We start from the raw sequence: 15,943 nt of genomic DNA on the forward strand, positions 1-15,943 counted from the left end.
GGACCGAAACACCACCCGACACCAGGGAGTTGACCCCGGATGAGCCCCGTCCGGGATGCCCGCCGGGCCGGGGAGAGTCGACCGACTCCCCGGCCCGACACGGCCGTTCGCTACTCGCGCCCCGCCGAGGTGCCGCTCATGTCCGCGTACCGGTCCCCCGCCACCCGGTCGGCCACCGGCTCCAGCAGCGCCAGCTCCTCGGCGCTCAGCCGCAGCGTCGCCGCCGCGGTGTTCTCGGCGAGCCGGCTGCGCTTGCGGGTGCCGGGGATCGGCACCACGGCCAGCCCGTGCACCTCGGCCCGCTGGTGCACCCAGGCCAGCGCGACCTGGGCGGTCGTCACGCCGCGGGCCGCCGCGATCTCCCGTAGCGGGGCGAGCAGTTCGGCGTTGGCGGCCGCGTTGTCCCCGGTGAAGCGCGGGAAGATGCGGCGGAAGTCGTCCGCCGGGAGGTCCTCGGCGTTCTGGAAGGCGCCGGTCAGGAAGCCCCGCCCGAGCGGCGAGTACGGCACGAAGGCGACGCCCAGCTCGGCCGCGGCCGGCACCGCGGTGCGCTCGACGTCACGCGCGAACACCGACCACTCGGACTGGATCGCGGCGATCGGGTGGACGGCGTGCGCCTCGCGCAGCTCGGCGCCGGTCACCTCGGACAGGCCGAGGTGACGCACCTTGCCGGCCGTCACCAGTTCGGCCATCGCGCCGACCGAGTCGGCCAGCGGCACGGCCGGGTTGCGGCGGTGCATGTAGTAGACGTCGATCACGTCGACGCCGAGGCGGCGCAGCGAGGCGTCCACGGCGGTCCGGATGTACGCCGGGTCGTTCCTGATCATGCCGCGGACGGAGCCGACGCCGCCGTTCCCTTCCTCGCGCACCACGGCGAACTTGGTGGCGATCACCACCTTGTCCCGGTTGGCCCGGACGAAGGGGCCGATGAGCTCCTCGTTGCGGCCGTGGCCGTACATGTCGGCGGTGTCGAAGAGGGTGACGCCGGCTTCCAGCGCGGCGTCCAGGGTGGCGAGGGCCTCGTCGGTGTCGGTCTGGCCGTAGAACTCGCTCATGCCCATGCAGCCGAGGCCCTGGACGCCCACCAGCGGGCCGCCGGTGCCGAGTTCGACGGTGGGAAGGACGGTCTGAGTCATGCGCTCTGCTCTTCCTCTGCGTGGTGGTACTGGCAACGGGCCGGGGCGCCGGTCGCGTCGGCGACCTTCCCGGCATAGTGGTCGATCTTGTAGTCGAGGACGGCGAGGGTGGCCTGGAGGTCCGTGATCTTCTGCCGGACCTCCTCGCGCTGGGCCTCCAGGAGCTGTTGGCGCTCCCGGTAGGTCCGCTCGCCCTGGCGGGCCATCTCCACGTACCTGAGCATGTCCGCCACCGGCATCCCGGTCAGCCGCAGCCGGCCCAGGAAGGCCAGCCGGTGCAGGTCGGCGTCGCAGTAGCGGCGCTGGCCGCCCGCGACCCGGTCGACCGGGTCCAGCAGGCCGATCCGCTCGTACCAGCGCAGCGTGTGGGCGGTCAGACCGCTCGCGGCGGCGACCTCGCTGATGGTGTGCCGCGGGGTCCGGTCCGGATCCCCGTCCGGGCGGCTGTACACCTCGGAGCAGCTGCGCATGTCGATCTCGATGCGTGCGGGTGTGGCCATCGCTCGTCTCCCCCTGTCCTGTGCGACGTGAACGACGCTAGCGAGTTGGAGTGCACTCCAAGCAAGTCTGGCACCCGGGTGGCCCATCGCCCGTTCTCCCGCCCGACTACAGTCGGACCCCATGGAGAGCTTGCGGATGATCGAGAACTGGCCGGTGCCCCATGCCGCGGCGGCGGTGGTCCGGGGGGCCGACGGCGCGGTGCTGGGCGCGCACGGGCCGCAGCAGCACCTGTTCCCGCTCGCCTCGGTGACCAAGCTGCTGACCTCGTACGCGGCGCTGGTCGCCGTCGAGGAGGGCGTGTTCGAGCTGGACGACCCGGCCGGGCCCCCCGGGGCGACCGTCCGCCACCTGCTGGCGCACACCTCCGGCCTGGGCTTCGACGAGGACCGGGTGTTCGCCGAGCCCGGCAAGCGCCGGCTCTACTCCAACGCGGGCTTCGGCGCGCTGGCGCGGGCGCTGTCCGAGGCCGCCGGGATCGAGTTCTCCCGCTACGCCGCGGAGGCGGTGTTCGAGCCGCTGGGGATGACCGACACCCTGATCAACACCGCGCACAAGTCCCCGGCCGGCGCCGGCGGCCTGTCCACCGTCGCCGACCTCGCCCGGTTCGCCGCCGAGTTGCAGTCGCCCAAGCTGCTGGACCCGTCCACCGTCCGCCAGGCCACCCGCGAGGTCGCCTTCCCCGGTACCAGCGGCGTGCTGCCCGGCTACGGCCACCACCGCCCGAACGACTGGGGCCTCGGCTTCGAGATCCGCGACGGCAAGAGCCCGCACTGGACCGGCGCCGCCAACTCCGCCGAAACGTTCGGGCACTTCGGCCAGTCCGGCACCTTCCTGTGGGTCGACCCGCAGGCCGGCGTGGCCTGCGTCGCGCTCACCGACCGCGATTTCGGCCCGTGGGCGGTCGAAGCCTGGCCGGCCTTCTCCGACGCGGTACTGGCGGAACTCGCGAACTAGCCGTACGAGACCGGCGAGTGCATCTCCCAGAGCAGGAGTTCCGCGCCGGTCTCCCCCGCCGCCGGGTCGGCGAAGGCGTCGCCGGTGATCCGCACGCTGTCGCCCGGGACCATCGAGCGGCCGGCGCCCTTGGGGCCCGGGACCGTCCGGTAGCCCAGCGAGCCGGCCGTCAGGTGGGCGTACCGCCAGGGCGCCTCGGGCAGTCGCGGCAGCGGCTGCCACGGCCCGGCGGTGGCCAGCCAGAGCGCGGCGTCGCCGCGGCGCAGCCGCAGGGCCGGCGTCCCGGCGTCGCGCGCCAGCCCGGAGGCGAGCAGCGTCAACCCGCCGTCCGCCGGTTCCACCTTGCGCAGTCCGTACGCCGGGGCGGCGTCGAACTCGTCCGGCTGGAGCCACATCTGGACGAAGCGCACCGGCCCGGTGGCGCCGCCGACGTTGCGCTCGGTGTGGGTGACGCCGGAGCCGGCGCTGAGGTGCTGGACCATCCCGGGGCGCACCACCCCGCCGTGGCCGTGCGAGTCCCGGTGGGCCAGCGCGCCCTCCAGCACCCAGGTGAGGATCTCGGTGTCCCGGTGCTTGTGTTCCTCGAACCCGGCGCCGGGGGCGAGGAGTTCCTCGTTGCACGCGAGCAGCGCGCCGAAGTGGGTGTTCTTCGGGTCGTAGTGGCCGGAGAAGGAGAACGCGTGCCTGGTCTCGATGCCCTCGGCCGGGGCGGAGCGGTAGCGCTCGGCGGTGCGGCGCAGATCGGCACGGGGGCGGTCAACGGCTTCGGTCACGCCCCCACCGTAACGGGTGTCACTCGGAGGGTGACGTCGCCGTGTGACCCTTGCCACCGCGTCGCTCCACCGGGGGGCGTGCACGAGCAGTCACCCGGGTGAGGCAGTCTTGTCCTTGTGTCAGCCGCTTCCGCGAACTCCAAGAGCGACCCCAGTCCCAGCCCCGCAGCCGAACCCGCCGGGAAGAGCCCGGCCGCCCGGTCGGGCCGTGACCGCCCCGGTCGCGCGGCGCCCCGTCTGACCGCGCAGGAGCGCAGAAACGCCGCCGAGCGCGCCGAGCGCCGGGCGGCGACGCTCAAGCGGCTGGAGAAGTCCTCGGGCAAGCTGGCCACCGCCGCGATCTCGCGGATGGACGACCAGCTCGGCTGGTACCGGCGGATGCCGCCGGAGCACCGATCCTGGATCGGTCTGGTCGCGCAGGCCGGCATCGCCGCCTTCACCGAGTGGTACCGCCACCCCGACGCCGCCCAGGCGATCTCCACCGATGTCTTCGGCACCGCCCCGCGCGAGCTGACCAGGGCGATCACCCTGCGCCAGACCGTCGAGCTGATCCGCACCACGATCGAGGTGATGGAGGAGGCCATCGAGGAGGTGGCCGCCCCCGGCGACGAGGCGGACATGCGGGAGTCGGTGCTGGTCTACGCCCGGGAGATCGCCTTCGCGACCGCCCAGGTGTACGCCCAGGCCGCCGAGGCGCGCGGCGCCTGGGACGCCCGGCTGGAGGCGCTGGTGGTCAACTCGCTGCTGTCCGGCGACGCCGACGAGGGCGTGCTGTCCCGCGCCGCGGCGCTCGGCTGGGGCCAGCCCAGCCAGGTCCGGGTGGTGATGGGCAGCGCGCCGGACGGCGACAGCGAGCTGGTGGTGGAGGCGATCCGCCGGGCCGCCCGGTACGCCAAGCTGAACGTGCTGACCGGGGTGCTGGGCAAGCGCCTGGTGGTGGTGGTCGGCGGCGAGAAGGAGCCGGTGCACGCCGCCCGGGCGCTGATCGGCCAGTTCGCGCCGGGCCCGGTGGTGGTCGGCCCGACCGTGCCCGACCTGCTCTCCGCGACCCGCTCGGCGCACGCCGCCGCGGCCGGCCTGCGCGCCTGCTCCGCCTGGCCGGACGCCCCCCGCCCGGTGCTGGCCGACGACCTGCTGCCCGAGCGGGCCCTGGCCGGCGACCAGGCCGCGCGCCGCCAGCTGGTGGAGGAGATCTACACACCGCTGGACGAGGCGGGCTCGGCCCTGCTGGAGACGCTGAGTGTCTACCTGGAGCAGGCCTCCTCGCTGGAGGGTGCGGCCCGGATGCTCTTCGTCCACCCCAACACGGTGCGCTACCGGCTCCGACGTGTGACTGACGTCACGGGATACGCCCCGTCCGACGTGCGTTCGGCCTTCACCCTGCGGATCGCCCTGGCCCTCGGCCGGCTGGACACCTCCGGCGATCACGGCTAGCCGGAGTGTAGGGACCATACAATCCCGGATGGTTTTCTTCGTTACCGTCGCCTACCCGCCCCTGGGTGCCTGGCGAGAGAGGGTTGAACCGTGCTCGTAATCGTCGCCCCTGGACAGGGTGCCCAGTCCCCCGGTTTCCTCAGCCCCTGGCTGGAGCTGGACGGTGTCGCCGACCGCCTGCGTGGCTGGTCGGAGGTCGCCGGGCTCGACCTTGTGCACGCCGGTACCGAGGCGTCCGCCGAGGAGATCAAAGACACCGCCGTCGCCCAGCCGCTGCTGGTCGCCGCCGGTCTGATGACCGCCCGGGAGCTGTTCCCGGACGAGGTCGCCGCCCGCAAGCTGGTCGGCGCCGTGGTCGGCCACAGCGTCGGTGAGATCACCGCCGCCGCCGGCGCCGGAGTGCTCACCGCCCGTGACGCGCTGACCTTCGTCCGCGAGCGCGGCCGGGCCATGGCCGAGGCCGCCGCCGTCACCGAGACCGGCATGCTCGCCGTGCTCGGCGGCGAGCCGGAGGAGGTCGCCGCCAAGCTGGCCGAACACGGCCTGACCGCGGCCAACAACAACGGCGGCGGCCAGATCGTCGCCGCCGGCACGCTGGCCCAGCTGGAGGCGCTGAAGGCGGACCCGCCGGCCCGCGCCAAGCTGGTCGCCCTCAAGGTGGCCGGCGCCTTCCACACCGAGCACATGGCCCCGGGCGTCGAGCGGCTGGCCAAGCTGGCCCCGACCCTGACCGCGGCCGACCCGCAGGTCCGCTTCGTCTCCAACAAGGACGGCGAGGTCGTGACCTCCGGCACCGAGGTGCTGGCGCGCCTGGTGTCGCAGGTCTCCAACCCCGTCCGCTGGGACCTCTGCATGGAGACCCTCGGGCAGCTGGGCGCGACGGCCGTGATCGAGCTGTCCCCCGCGGGCACCCTCACCGGGCTGCTCAAGCGCAACCTCAAGGGTGTGGCCACGCTCGCCCTCAAGACCCCCGCCGATCTGGACAAGGCCCGCGAGCTCATCGCGGAGCACGGCGGTCAGGAGCAGGAGAAGCAGGCATGACCAAGCCCCAGATCCGTCCGGTGAGCGGCGCGCAGTACTCGCGCATCCACGGTGTCGGCGGCTACCGTCCGGTCCGGGTGATCCCCAACTCCGAGGTCCTGGAGTGGATCGACTCCTCGGACGAGTGGATCCGCACCCGCAGCGGGATCGCCGAGCGCCGCTGGGCGGGCCCGGAGGAGACCGTCGCCGAGATGTCGATCCAGGCCGCGGGCAAGGCCATCGCCCAGGCCGGGATCACCGCCGACCGGATCGGCGCCGTGATCGTCTCGACCGTCTCGCACTTCAAGCAGACCCCCGCGATCGCCACCGAGATCGCCGAGCGGCTCGGCTGCGGCACCGCACCGGCCTTCGACATCTCGGCCGCCTGCGCCGGCTTCGGCTACGGCCTGGGCCTGGCCGACGGCATGGTCCGCGGCGGCAACGCCGAGTACGTGCTGGTCATCGGTGTCGAGCGGCTCAGCGACCTGACCGACAAGTCGGACCGCTCGACCGCCTTCATCTTCGGTGACGGCGCCGGCGCCGCGATCGTCGGCCCGTCCGACACTCCCGGCATCGGCAAGCTCATCTGGGGTTCGGACGGCTCGCAGGCCGACCTGATCACCCAGACCGAGGCCTGGGACACCGTCTTCACCAAGGCCGACGCCGTCAACGGCGCGGGCGAGGAGATGAAGTGGCCGGCCCTGCGGATGGACGGCCAGCCGGTCTTCCGCTGGGCCGTGTGGGAGATGGCCAAGGTGGCCCAGCAGGCGCTGGACGCCGCCGGGATCACCGCCGACCAGCTCGGCGCGTTCATCCCGCACCAGGCCAACATGCGCATCACCGATGCCATGATCAAGGCGCTCAAGCTGCCGGAGTCGGTGCCCGTCGCCCGCGACATCGCCGAAACCGGGAACACCTCCGCGGCCTCCATCCCGCTGGCGATGGAACGCATGCTGGAGGGCGGCGAGGCCCACAGCGGGGACCTGGCCCTGATCATCGGGTTCGGGGCGGGTCTCGTGTACGCCGCGGCAGTCGTTACTCTCCCCTAGGCGCACTCGCCCCCTTGGGTGCGCTCGCCCCATTGGGCCCATTGGCCCGATCCACACGCCTGTGTCCGGCCGCCGGCCGGACGCGTTCAACACCGAAGAGGAGCAGCCAGTATGGCTACCAAGGACGAGGTCCTGGAAGGTCTCGCCGAGATCGTCAACGAGATCGCCGGTATCCCGACCGAGGATGTCGCGCTCGACAAGTCCTTCACCGATGACCTGGACGTCGACTCGCTGTCCATGGTCGAGGTCGTCGTGGCCGCCGAGGAGCGCTTCGACGTCAAGATCCCGGACGATGAGGTCAAGAACCTGAAGACCGTCGGCGACGCGGTGGAGTACATCCTCACCAACGCCTGAGCGATCGACTCGTTCGACTCGGCCAGCCCGTCCGGCGTCCCGCACGCCCAAGACGGCTGACCTGTCGGCCCGGCTGACCCAGCCGGGCCGACCCACCGGCCGGGACGCCCACACACCGGGCGCCCGGCCGGGCCCATCCTCGGCCACGCCGCCGACCCCCGCACACGTGAGAGAAGAAGAAACCAGTGACCGCTGAAAATCGCACCGTGGTCGTCACGGGTATCGGCGCCTTCACGCCGCTGGGCGCCGACGCCGCCAGCACCTGGGAGAACCTGGTCGCCGGCAAGTCCGGCGTGGCTGCCCTGACCGAGGAGTGGGCCGAGGACCTTCCGGTGCGCATCGCCGCCCGGACCGCCGTCGAGCCGGGCGACATCCTGCCCCGCCCGCTGGCCCGCAAGCTGGACCGCTCGGCGCAGTTCGCGCTGATCGCCGCCCGCGAGGCCTGGGCCGACGCCGGCTACGAGACCCCCGCCACCGACGAGGCCTCCAAGCTCGCCCCCGAGCGCCTGGGCACCGTCATCGCCTCCGGCATCGGCGGCGTGACCACCCTGCTCGACCAGTACGACGTACTGAAGGAGAAGGGCGCCCGCAAGGTCTCCCCGCACACCGTCCCGATGCTGATGCCCAACTCCCCGGCGGCCAACGTCGGTCTGGAGGTCGGCGCCCGCGCGGGTGTGCACACCCCCGTCTCCGCCTGTGCCTCCGGCGCCGAGGCGATCGGCTACGCGATCGAGATGATCCGTACCGGCCGCGCCGACGTCGTGGTGGCCGGCGGCACCGAGGCCGCGGTCCACCCGCTGCCGATCGCCGCGTTCGCCAACATGATGGCGATGTCCAAGCGCAACGACGAGCCCGAGCTCGCCTCCCGCCCGTACGACAAGGCCCGTGACGGCTTCGTGCTGGGCGAGGGCGCCGGCGTGGTCGTGCTGGAGTCGGTCGAGCACGCCGAGGCGCGCGGCGCCCGGATCTACTGCGAGGCCGTGGGCCAGGGCCTGTCCTCGGACGCCCACCACATCGCCCAGCCCGAGCCGACCGGCGCCGGCGTGGCCCGCGCGCTGGCCGACCTGTTCGAGCGCAACGAGCTGGACAAGGCCGAGATCGTGCACGTCAACGCGCACGCCACCTCGACCCCGCAGGGTGACACCGCGGAGCTGAAGGCGCTGCGCAAGGAGCTCGGCGACGACCTCGACCACATCGCCATCTCGGCCACCAAGTCGATGACCGGTCACCTGCTGGGCGGCGCCGGCGGTATCGAGACCGTCGCCACCGTGCTGGCCCTGCACCACCGGGTGGCCCCGCCGACCATCAACGTCGAGGAGCTGGACGAGGACGTGGACGCGGACATCGTCCGCGGCGAGGCCCGTCCGCTGCCCGAGGGCCGGATCGCGGCGCTGAACAACTCGTTCGGCTTCGGCGGCCACAACGTGGTGCTGGCCTTCCGCACCCGCTGACGCCCGACGGCAACGCCTGACGCGGCCGACGAGGAAGGGGCCGGCGCTCTCCGCGAGCGCCGGCCCCTTCGTCGTACCCGCTCCGGGCCGGTCAGACCACCTGGTGCAGCCAGCGCACCGGCGCACCCTCGCCCGCGTACCGGAACGGCTCCAGCTCGTCGTCCCAGGGCTTGCCGAGCAGCCGGGCGATCTCGGCCTCCAGGTCGGCCCCCTCGCTGCGGGCGCGCAGCAGGACGGCCCGCAACCGGTCCTCGGGGATCAGGATGTCTCCGTGGATGCCGGTGACGGCGTGGAAGATGCCGAGCGAGGGCGTGCTGCTGTACCGCTCCCCCTCCGCCGTGGCGGACGGTTCGCTGGTCACCTCGTACCGCATCAGCTGCCAACCGCGCAGCGCGGAGGCGAGCTTCGAAGCCGTACCGAGCTCTCCTTGCCAGGACAGCTCGGCACGCCAATGCCCGGGTGCGGCCGGCTGGCGGATCCAGTCCAGGCTCACCCGCACACCGAGCACCCCTGCGACGGCCCACTCGACGTGCGGGCACAGCGCGCGGGGCGCGGAGTGGATGTACAGAACTCCACGTGTCGTCACCGGGACCTCCAGGCTGTGGACGAGGGTCGCCTTCCCCAGCTGCCTCGCGCCTACAGTTGACCCGCAGTTAGCCACGTTAGCCGACATTAAGCTACTAAATTGAGCAAAACGGACAGGCTTTCGCTCAATGCTAGTCGAATCCTCAACGAGGTCTACCCCCCGGCCGGATCTCTCCCCCGAACGGCCCCATCGCCTGGCGGGACCACCGTACCGCGCCAGGTCACAAGATGGATGACGCACTTTCGGATCCGGCCGGAATGCGGTATTGCGGTCGGAACCCCCGCACACCCGGCCGGGGCCGCCCGAAGCGAACCGCCCCGCCACCCGGTCGGGGTGGCGGGGCGGTCAGCTTCCTGACGGGACGTCAGCCTTCCAGGCGGACGACCATCTTGCCGGTGTTGACGCCGCGCAGCAGATCGAGGAAGGCCTCGGTGGCGTTCTCGAAACCGTCCACCACCGTCTCCTCGGTCCGCAGTTCACCGGACTTCAGCCAGCCGGACACCTCCGCGACGAACTGCGGCTGGAGCGCGGCGTGGTCGTTCACCAGCATGCCCTCCAGGCGCAGCCGCTTGCCGATGGCCAGCGCGAGGTTGCGCGGACCGGCCGGCGCGCTGGTCGCGTTGTACTGGGCGATCGCGCCGCAGAGCACCACGCGGCCGTGCACGTTCAGCGCGCCGATCGCGGCCTCCAGGTGGTCGCCGCCGACGTTGTCGAAGTAGAGGTCGATGCCCTCCGGGGCCGCCTTGGCGAGCTGCTCGGCGACCGGGGCGGCCTTGTAGTCGAAGGCGGCGTCGAAGCCGTACTCGTCCACCAGCTTGGCGACCTTCTCCGCCGAGCCGGCCGAACCGACCACCAGCGAGGCGCCCTTGAGCCTGGCGATCTGACCGACCATCGAGCCGACCGCGCCGGCCGCGCCGGAGACGAAGACCCTGTCGCCCTCCTTGAGGCCGCCGACGGCGAGCAGGCCGGCGTAGGCCGTCATGCCGGGCATGCCGAGCGCGCCGAGGTAGGCGGAGAGCGGGGCGGCGTCCGGGTCGACCTTGACCGCGTGCCTGGCGTCCAGGGTCGTGTACTCGCGCCAGCCGAGCCCGTGCAGCACCGCGTCGCCCGGGGCGAAGCCCTCGGCACCGGAGGCGACGACGTAACCGACCGCGCCGCCGTCCATGGCCCGGCCCAGCTGGTACGGCGGGGCGTACGACTTCACATCGTTCATCCGCCCCCTCATGTAGGGGTCCACCGAGAGGAAGGCGTTGCGGACCAGGATCTCGCCCGGCTCCGGGGTCCGGACCGGGACCTCGACCAGGGCGAAGTCGGCCGGCACCGGCCAGCCCTGCGGGCGGGCGGCGAGGTGCCATTCACGGGCGGTCGCGGGGGTGGCCTGCTCTGCCATATCGGGCACTCCTTGAGGGTCGGTGCGGTCGTGGGGCCGCGTGGGGTTCACGAGCCTGGAAAGTTGAGCAAGTGAAGTAACCATGGGCATGAAAGGTTCACTATGTCAACTTTTCAGGTAGACTCTCGGCCATGAACACTCAGCCGGTCCAGGAAGCCGCGCCGCAGCCCGACGAGATCACCCGCGAGGTCGTCGACCTGATGGCCAACCTGGTCGCGCTGTTCCACCGCGAGTACGAGGACGCCGCCGCCGCCCGCTCGCTCACCGGCGCCCAGGCCAAGGTGCTCGCCCTGCTGCGGCGCGGGCCGATGCCGATGCGCCAGATCGCCCAGACGCTCAGCTGCGAGCCGTCCAACATCACCGGCATCGTCGACCGGCTCGAATCCCGCGGCTTCGTCACCCGCGAGGCCGACCGGCACGACCGCCGGGTCAAGCTGGTCGCCGCCACCGGCACCGGCTCGGCCGCCTCCGAGGAGCTCCGCGAATCGCTGAACTTCGCCCGGGAGCCGCTGGCCGCGCTCGACCCGGAGGAGCGGACGGCGCTGCGCGATCTGCTCCGCCGGATGCTCGCGGGCGCGTCCGGCCCGGGGGCGTGACCAGCATCACAAGCTCCGCGGGCTATTCGATAGCCCCAGGGGGGTAACCGAACCGCCTTCCGGTGCGTCTAACGTTCGAACATCGAACGCTGGGAATTTCCTGAAGACGGGGGGCACGAGGATGAGCAGCAGCACGCGCCGACGCCGCTACCTGCGGACCGCGATCGGACTGGCCGCCGTGCTGGTGCTGTCGGTGGTGGGCGCCGGAGCCTGGTTCTACCACCGGCTGGACAACAACATCACCACCTTCGACGCGGGCGGCGTCGCCCCCGCCACCGAGCGCCCACCGGCCCCGGTCCCGGCCACCCCGGGCGCCTCCGTCCCGGTCAACGTGCTGCTGCTCGGCTCGGACACCCGTGACGACGGCAACGACTCGCTGGGCGGCGGCGACGCGGGCGTCGGCAACTCGGACACCGCGATCCTGATCCACATCTACGCCGACCACAAGCACGCCGTCGGCGTCTCCATCCCCCGCGACACCCTGGTCACCGTCCCGTCCTGCAAGCTGCCGAACGGCACCTGGACGAAGCCGAAGTACGACCAGATGTTCAACTCCGCCTTCAGCGTGGGCCTCGCCCCCAAGGGCAACCCGGCCTGCACCCAGAACACCGTCGAGAAGCTCACCGGGCTGCGGGTCGACCACACCATGGTGGTCGACTTCAAGGGCGCGGCCACGATGTCCGAGGCCATCGGCGGCGTGGACGCCTGCGTGCCCAACGACGTCAACGAGTACGGCATCCACCTCAAGAAGGGCCTCCAGAAGCTCTCCGGGCAGTCCGCCGTGGACTACCTGCGAATACGCCACGGCATCGGCGACAACTCCGACATCGGCCGGATGAAGCGCCAGCAGGCCTTCCTCTCCTCGATGATCAAGAAGGTCCAGAGCCAGGGCTTCTCGCTGCCCACCCTGCTGCCACTGGCCGACGCGGCCACCAAGTCGCTCACCGTGGACGAGGGGCTGGGCACCGCGATGAAGCTGGTGGACTTCGCCCGCTCGGTCCAGGACATCAAGCTCTCCGACGTCACCTTCGTCACCGCGCCCTGGCGCTTCGCCGGCGACCGGGTCCGGCTGGTCCAGCCGGACGCCGACACCCTGTGGAAGCTGCTGCGCGAGGACCGCACCCTGGACGGGCAGAGCACCGCCGGCACGGGCCAGGTGGTCGCCTCCCCCAGCGCCGACCCGGCCGGCCCGAACACCCCGCTCGCCCCGGAGCAGGCCTCGGCACCGATCACCGTGGTCAACGGGGTCGGCACGCCCGGCCTGGCCAACTCCGGCGCCGAGACGCTCAAGGCGCGCGGCTTCCAGGACATCACGCTCGGCCACAACACCCCCGGGCACCAGACCACCGTGGTCTCCTACGACCCCGCGCTGAAGGCCGCCGCCGACCAGGTCGTGGCGCTCTTCCCGGGCGCCAAGGCGGTCGAGGAGCCCGGCTCCGGCGGGATCACCGTCATCCTCGGCGCCGACTTCCGGACGGCGGGCACCCAGATCAACTCGGTGGCGGCCCCCAGCCCGGCCCCCGCCGACCCCACCGCGGCCGCCACCCCCGCACCCGCCCCCACCCCGAACGGCATCCCCACCGGCATAGCGGAGAACACCCGCAACGCCGACACCGACCCCTGCGCCAACCTGACCTTCGGCTGACCCCCGCCCTGGCCCCGCCCGCCTTTCGGACGGGCGGGGCCTTGCCTACTCCGGGTCGGGAAGGCCGGTGACGACGGCGGTGAGGCGGGTGCCGCGGGGGAAGGCGCCGGCGGCCGTCAGGTCGGCGAGGGCGGCGAGCAGTTTGGCGACGTAGCGGCGTTCCAGCGGAATACCGTGGCGGCCTTCGAACTCCTCGGCGTAGTCGGCGAGTTCGGCCGGGACCTTGCCGTAGCCGCCACCGTGGTGCGCGTGGTCGATCCGCCAGTTGCCGAACTCGCGTCCGTACGCCGCCCGGTGCAGCCGGGCGACCTCGGCCTCCAGGTAGCCCTCGCCGCCGCGCAGCACGGCCACCCCGAGCGCCCGGGCGCCCGCCGGCAGGCCGGCCGCGATGCCGGCCAGGGTGCCGCCGGTGCCGACCGGGCAGCAGACCACGTCCCGCTCGCCGAGGTCGGGCAGTTCGGCCGGGATGGCGGCCGCGCCCACGGCGGCGAGCGGGTTGGAGCCGCCCTCCGGGAGGACCAGGCACGGGCCCCAGCGGCGGAGCAGGGCGTCGGTGCCGTGCTCCCCCGCGGCCCGGCCGGTGGCCTCCCGGTACTCGGCCCGGGTCAGGAACTCCAGCCGCATCCCGGCCGCCTCGGCGGCCCGCAGCGACCAGTTGCGCGGCCGGTCGGCCAGCTCCTCGCCGCGGACCAGCCCGACGCTCTCCAGTCCGAGCGCCCCGGCGGCGGACGCGACGGCCCGCAGGTGGGTCGAGTACGCGCCGCCGAAGGTCAGCAGCCGGGTGTGGCCCTGTTCGACGGCGGCGGCCAGGTTGGGCGCCAGCTTGCGCCACTTGTTGCCGGGGACGATCGGGTGCAGCAGGTCGTCCCGCTTCAGCCGCAGCTCCACCCCGGCACGGGCGAAGGCCTCGTCGGCGCAGTCCACCAGCGGGGTCGGCAGCAGGGCGGGTTCGAGCATCCGGCCAGCTTAAGCCCGGCTTTCAGCCCATGGCCGCGTGCTCCGCCGCCTGGCCCGCCATCCGCCGGCCCAGTGCCGTGGTGAGCGCGCGCGGGACGGGCCCGGCCGCCGGGGCCAGCTTCTTGATCCGGCCGCGGTACTCCCGGCGCTGCCCGGCGCTCAGGGCCGAGCGGAGCCTGCCCGTCGCGACCAGGGCGGTCAGCGCCGCGTCGGCGGGGTCGACCCGGCTGAGCGGCCCCGTGAGCGCCCTGGTGACGGCGGCCGCCAGCGCCTCGCGCGCGCCGGGGTCGTCCAGGGTGACCAGGGTCACCGGGAACAGCCCGGCCACCCGGTGCGGCCGCAGGGTGATCAGGCCGGCGTCCGCCAGGCCGTCCCGGACCCGGCGGACCGGCTGGTCGCGCCCGGCGCTCTTGGCGCGGCCGATCCATGCGTTCCAGCTGCGCGGCCGGGCGCCCTTGACCTGCTCCAGCAGGGCGGCGCTGTACGGGTCGAGGCCGGCCTCGGCCGCGCCGGTGCGCACCCGGGCGACGGCCTTGCGGCCCTCCTCGTACAGCAGGCCCCGGCGCAGCAGCTCGGTCAGCGCCGCCGCCTGGAGCAGCAGGTTGAGCGTGGAGTGCTGGGTGGTGCGGGCGCGCCGGGGGTCGTAGGCGAGCAGGTACAGCTTCTCGGGCAGGTTGACGGGCAGGTCCATCTACGTCTCCGAAGGTCTGTCGAGGGCCCGACCGCGGTCACTCCTCCGAGGGACCGCCGGTCTCCGGGCTCTCCTTGGGCGGGCGTCCGCGCCGGGGAAGCCGGGCCGCGCCGCCGGGCATCCGCCCCGCGTCGGTGAGGGCGCGGCGGAGCAGGAACTCGATCTGTGCGTTGGTGCTGCGCAGGTCGTCCGCGGCCCACCGGGCGAGGGCGTCGTGAACTGAAGGGTCCAGTCGCAGCAGGAGCTTCTTCCGTTCCGTCGCCAAGGCCTCGCCTTACTGGTAGAGGGAGCCCGTGTTCACGACGGGCTGGGTGCCGCGGTCGCCGCAGAGCACCACCAGGAGGTTGCTCACCATGGCGGCCTTGCGCTCCTCGTCCAGGTCCACGACATCGCGTTCGGCGAGGCGGTCCAGCGCTTCCTCGACCATCCCGACGGCGCCCTCGACGATCAGCCTGCGCGCCGCGACCACGGCCCCGGCCTGCTGGCGCTGGAGCATCACCTGAGCGACCTCCGGAGCGTACGCGAGCCTGGTGATCCGTGACTCGATGACCCGCACTCCGGCGGAGGCGACCCGGGCGGCGATCTCGGCGGAGAGCTTGCGGGCGATCTCGTCCGCGCCGTCGCGCAGCGACAGCTGGCCTTCGTGGTGGGCGTCGTACGGGTAGCTGGTGGCGATGTGCCGTACGGCGGTCTCGGTCTGGATGGCGACGAAGTCGGCGTAGTCGTCCACCTCGAAGACCGCCATCGCGGTGTCCTCGACCTGCCAGACCACCACGGCGGCCATCTCGATCGGGTTGCCGTCCGCGTCGTTGACCTTGGCGGTCTCGGTCTCGTGGTTGCGGATCCGGGTGGATATCCGGCGGCGGCTGGTGAAGGGGTTCAGCCAGGTCAGGCCCTCGGCGCGGACGGTGCCCCGGTAGCGGCCGAGCAGCTGGACCACCCGGGCCTGGCCGGGCGAGACCACCGTCAGGCCGCACATCAGCAGCACCGAGCCGAGCACCAGCAGCGGTCCGGCGACGATCAGGGCGATGCCCGGCGCGTCGGCGCGGACGGACAGCCGGGCCGCGCCGACGACGAACGAGCCGACCCCGGCGAGCAGGCCGAGCAGGGCGCCGCCGAGCGCCGGCAGGCCGGCCGCGCCGGTGATGGCCCGTTCGGTGATCTTGGGGGTCGGGAGGTCGAGGACGGGGCCGTCCTCGACGGCGATACGCGGTGTGGTCATGGGAGCGACTCCTTCGTCGAGCATCCGCATCCGATGTCAAAGTGATATCACTTTTTCTCCGCGTTACGCCACACGTCCGTACCGGGACGACCCCGATACTCCCGGTATGCCACCGATGCGGCAGACTTGTGACCCCGTCCGAATGTTCATACTTACCGCCTGTTTTCTGAACACTCAGCATCAT

Annotated in this window: 17 protein-coding genes; 8 read left to right on the top strand and 9 right to left on the bottom strand. The window is 72.7% G+C overall.

The genetic code is table 11. The features are described from left to right. Window positions 1-110: 110 nt before the first annotated feature. Together QWJ13_RS06250 and QWJ13_RS06255 are read right to left on the bottom strand one after the other, a co-directional pair. Entirely contained in the window at window positions 111-1,136 is a 1,026-nt protein-coding gene (locus QWJ13_RS06250; RefSeq protein WP_316521039.1) for an aldo/keto reductase, read from the bottom strand. Next, on the bottom strand, window positions 1,133-1,636 hold the full coding sequence (locus QWJ13_RS06255; RefSeq protein ID WP_432277436.1) for a MerR family transcriptional regulator: 504 nt from the start codon (window positions 1,634-1,636) through the stop codon (window positions 1,133-1,135). The genes QWJ13_RS06250 and QWJ13_RS06255 overlap by 4 nt, the downstream gene beginning before the upstream one ends. 121 nt (window positions 1,637-1,757) lie before the next feature. On the opposite strand from QWJ13_RS06255, the gene QWJ13_RS06260 reads away from it, so the two are divergent. Next, window positions 1,758-2,591, top strand: coding sequence for a serine hydrolase domain-containing protein (locus tag QWJ13_RS06260; protein WP_316521041.1), 834 nt, complete (start codon window positions 1,758-1,760; stop codon window positions 2,589-2,591). Here QWJ13_RS06260 and QWJ13_RS06265 read toward each other — a convergent pair. After that, window positions 2,588-3,364 carry a pirin family protein gene (locus tag QWJ13_RS06265; RefSeq protein ID WP_316521043.1) on the bottom strand — a complete coding sequence of 259 codons (777 nt, stop codon included), beginning with the start codon at window positions 3,362-3,364 and terminating at the stop codon, window positions 2,588-2,590. The two genes, QWJ13_RS06260 and QWJ13_RS06265, sit on opposite strands and share 4 nt — an antisense overlap. Before the next feature lie 237 nt (window positions 3,365-3,601). Between QWJ13_RS06265 and QWJ13_RS06270 the strand changes: the two genes are divergently transcribed. The 5 genes from QWJ13_RS06270 to fabF all read left to right on the top strand — a co-directional run bounded on the left by QWJ13_RS06270 (window position 3,602) and on the right by fabF (window position 8,672). Continuing rightward, window positions 3,602-4,798, top strand: coding sequence for a PucR family transcriptional regulator (locus QWJ13_RS06270; protein WP_316521713.1), 1,197 nt, complete (start codon window positions 3,602-3,604; stop codon window positions 4,796-4,798). 90 nt (window positions 4,799-4,888) lie between these two features. Continuing rightward, window positions 4,889-5,839 carry an ACP S-malonyltransferase gene (locus QWJ13_RS06275; protein ID WP_316521045.1) on the top strand — a complete coding sequence of 317 codons (951 nt, stop codon included), beginning with the start codon at window positions 4,889-4,891 and terminating at the stop codon, window positions 5,837-5,839. Next, window positions 5,836-6,867: a beta-ketoacyl-ACP synthase III gene (locus QWJ13_RS06280; protein ID WP_316521046.1), complete on the top strand. Its 1,032-nt coding sequence runs from the start codon at window positions 5,836-5,838 to the stop codon at window positions 6,865-6,867. The genes QWJ13_RS06275 and QWJ13_RS06280 overlap by 4 nt, the downstream gene beginning before the upstream one ends. Before the next feature lie 111 nt (window positions 6,868-6,978). Then, the gene (locus QWJ13_RS06285; protein WP_316521048.1) at window positions 6,979-7,221 is read left to right on the top strand and encodes an acyl carrier protein; all 243 of its coding nucleotides are present in this window, start codon (window positions 6,979-6,981) and stop codon (window positions 7,219-7,221) included. Between the two features lie 185 nt (window positions 7,222-7,406). Then, the gene (gene fabF, locus QWJ13_RS06290; RefSeq protein ID WP_316521049.1) at window positions 7,407-8,672 is read left to right on the top strand and encodes a beta-ketoacyl-ACP synthase II; all 1,266 of its coding nucleotides are present in this window, start codon (window positions 7,407-7,409) and stop codon (window positions 8,670-8,672) included. Between the two features lie 91 nt (window positions 8,673-8,763). On the opposite strand, the gene QWJ13_RS06295 is transcribed toward fabF, so the two are convergent. Continuing rightward, window positions 8,764-9,258: a DUF3145 domain-containing protein gene (locus QWJ13_RS06295; protein WP_316521050.1), complete on the bottom strand. Its 495-nt coding sequence runs from the start codon at window positions 9,256-9,258 to the stop codon at window positions 8,764-8,766. 364 nt (window positions 9,259-9,622) lie between these two features. After that, window positions 9,623-10,648 (bottom strand): NADP-dependent oxidoreductase, encoded by a 1,026-nt coding sequence (locus QWJ13_RS06300; protein WP_316521052.1) that lies wholly within the window; start codon window positions 10,646-10,648, stop codon window positions 9,623-9,625. A 131-nt stretch (window positions 10,649-10,779) separates the two neighbouring features. Here QWJ13_RS06300 and QWJ13_RS06305 point away from each other — a divergent pair, with 131 nt between their 5' ends. Together QWJ13_RS06305 and QWJ13_RS06310 are read left to right on the top strand one after the other, a co-directional pair. Then, entirely contained in the window at window positions 10,780-11,244 is a 465-nt protein-coding gene (locus tag QWJ13_RS06305) for a MarR family winged helix-turn-helix transcriptional regulator (protein WP_316521054.1), read from the top strand. 121 nt (window positions 11,245-11,365) lie between these two features. Beyond that, window positions 11,366-12,889, top strand: coding sequence for an LCP family protein (locus QWJ13_RS06310; RefSeq protein WP_316521055.1), 1,524 nt, complete (start codon window positions 11,366-11,368; stop codon window positions 12,887-12,889). A 45-nt stretch (window positions 12,890-12,934) separates the two neighbouring features. Here the strand turns inward: QWJ13_RS06310 and QWJ13_RS06315 are convergent, their stop codons facing one another. Genes QWJ13_RS06315 through QWJ13_RS06330 form a run of 4 tightly spaced genes read right to left on the bottom strand, consistent with a single transcriptional unit; the run spans window position 12,935 to window position 15,759 of the window. Further along, window positions 12,935-13,846: a 1-aminocyclopropane-1-carboxylate deaminase/D-cysteine desulfhydrase gene (locus tag QWJ13_RS06315; RefSeq protein ID WP_316521057.1), complete on the bottom strand. Its 912-nt coding sequence runs from the start codon at window positions 13,844-13,846 to the stop codon at window positions 12,935-12,937. 22 nt (window positions 13,847-13,868) lie between these two features. After that, complete coding sequence (locus QWJ13_RS06320; RefSeq protein WP_316521058.1) at window positions 13,869-14,537, bottom strand: GOLPH3/VPS74 family protein; 669 nt, start codon at window positions 14,535-14,537, stop codon at window positions 13,869-13,871. A 37-nt stretch (window positions 14,538-14,574) separates the two neighbouring features. Continuing rightward, window positions 14,575-14,802 carry a type II toxin-antitoxin system antitoxin gene (locus QWJ13_RS06325; RefSeq protein WP_316521059.1) on the bottom strand — a complete coding sequence of 76 codons (228 nt, stop codon included), beginning with the start codon at window positions 14,800-14,802 and terminating at the stop codon, window positions 14,575-14,577. Window positions 14,803-14,811: 9 nt separating this feature from the next. Next, window positions 14,812-15,759 carry an SPFH domain-containing protein gene (locus tag QWJ13_RS06330; RefSeq protein ID WP_316521060.1) on the bottom strand — a complete coding sequence of 316 codons (948 nt, stop codon included), beginning with the start codon at window positions 15,757-15,759 and terminating at the stop codon, window positions 14,812-14,814. Window positions 15,760-15,943: the final 184 nt, after the last annotated feature.

It is taken from the genome of Kitasatospora brasiliensis, assembly GCF_032654805.1.
In the GTDB taxonomy this organism is placed as follows: domain Bacteria; phylum Actinomycetota; class Actinomycetes; order Streptomycetales; family Streptomycetaceae; genus Kitasatospora; species Kitasatospora brasiliensis.

What these genes read in the sequence shown, in the direction of transcription:
- QWJ13_RS06250 (WP_316521039.1), bottom strand. Translation starts at nt 1,136, where the DNA reads ATGACTCAGACCGTCCTTCCCACCGTCGAACTCGGCACCGGCGGCCCG.
- QWJ13_RS06255 (WP_432277436.1), bottom strand. Translation starts at nt 1,636, where the DNA reads ATGGCCACACCCGCACGCATCGAGATCGACATGCGCAGCTGCTCCGAG.
- QWJ13_RS06260 (WP_316521041.1), top strand. Translation starts at nt 1,758, where the DNA reads ATGGAGAGCTTGCGGATGATCGAGAACTGGCCGGTGCCCCATGCCGCG.
- QWJ13_RS06280 (WP_316521046.1), top strand. Translation starts at nt 5,836, where the DNA reads ATGACCAAGCCCCAGATCCGTCCGGTGAGCGGCGCGCAGTACTCGCGC.
- QWJ13_RS06285 (WP_316521048.1), top strand. Translation starts at nt 6,979, where the DNA reads ATGGCTACCAAGGACGAGGTCCTGGAAGGTCTCGCCGAGATCGTCAAC.
- QWJ13_RS06300 (WP_316521052.1), bottom strand. Translation starts at nt 10,648, where the DNA reads ATGGCAGAGCAGGCCACCCCCGCGACCGCCCGTGAATGGCACCTCGCC.
- QWJ13_RS06305 (WP_316521054.1), top strand. Translation starts at nt 10,780, where the DNA reads ATGAACACTCAGCCGGTCCAGGAAGCCGCGCCGCAGCCCGACGAGATC.
- QWJ13_RS06310 (WP_316521055.1), top strand. Translation starts at nt 11,366, where the DNA reads ATGAGCAGCAGCACGCGCCGACGCCGCTACCTGCGGACCGCGATCGGA.
- QWJ13_RS06315 (WP_316521057.1), bottom strand. Translation starts at nt 13,846, where the DNA reads ATGCTCGAACCCGCCCTGCTGCCGACCCCGCTGGTGGACTGCGCCGAC.
- QWJ13_RS06320 (WP_316521058.1), bottom strand. Translation starts at nt 14,537, where the DNA reads ATGGACCTGCCCGTCAACCTGCCCGAGAAGCTGTACCTGCTCGCCTAC.
- QWJ13_RS06330 (WP_316521060.1), bottom strand. Translation starts at nt 15,759, where the DNA reads ATGACCACACCGCGTATCGCCGTCGAGGACGGCCCCGTCCTCGACCTC.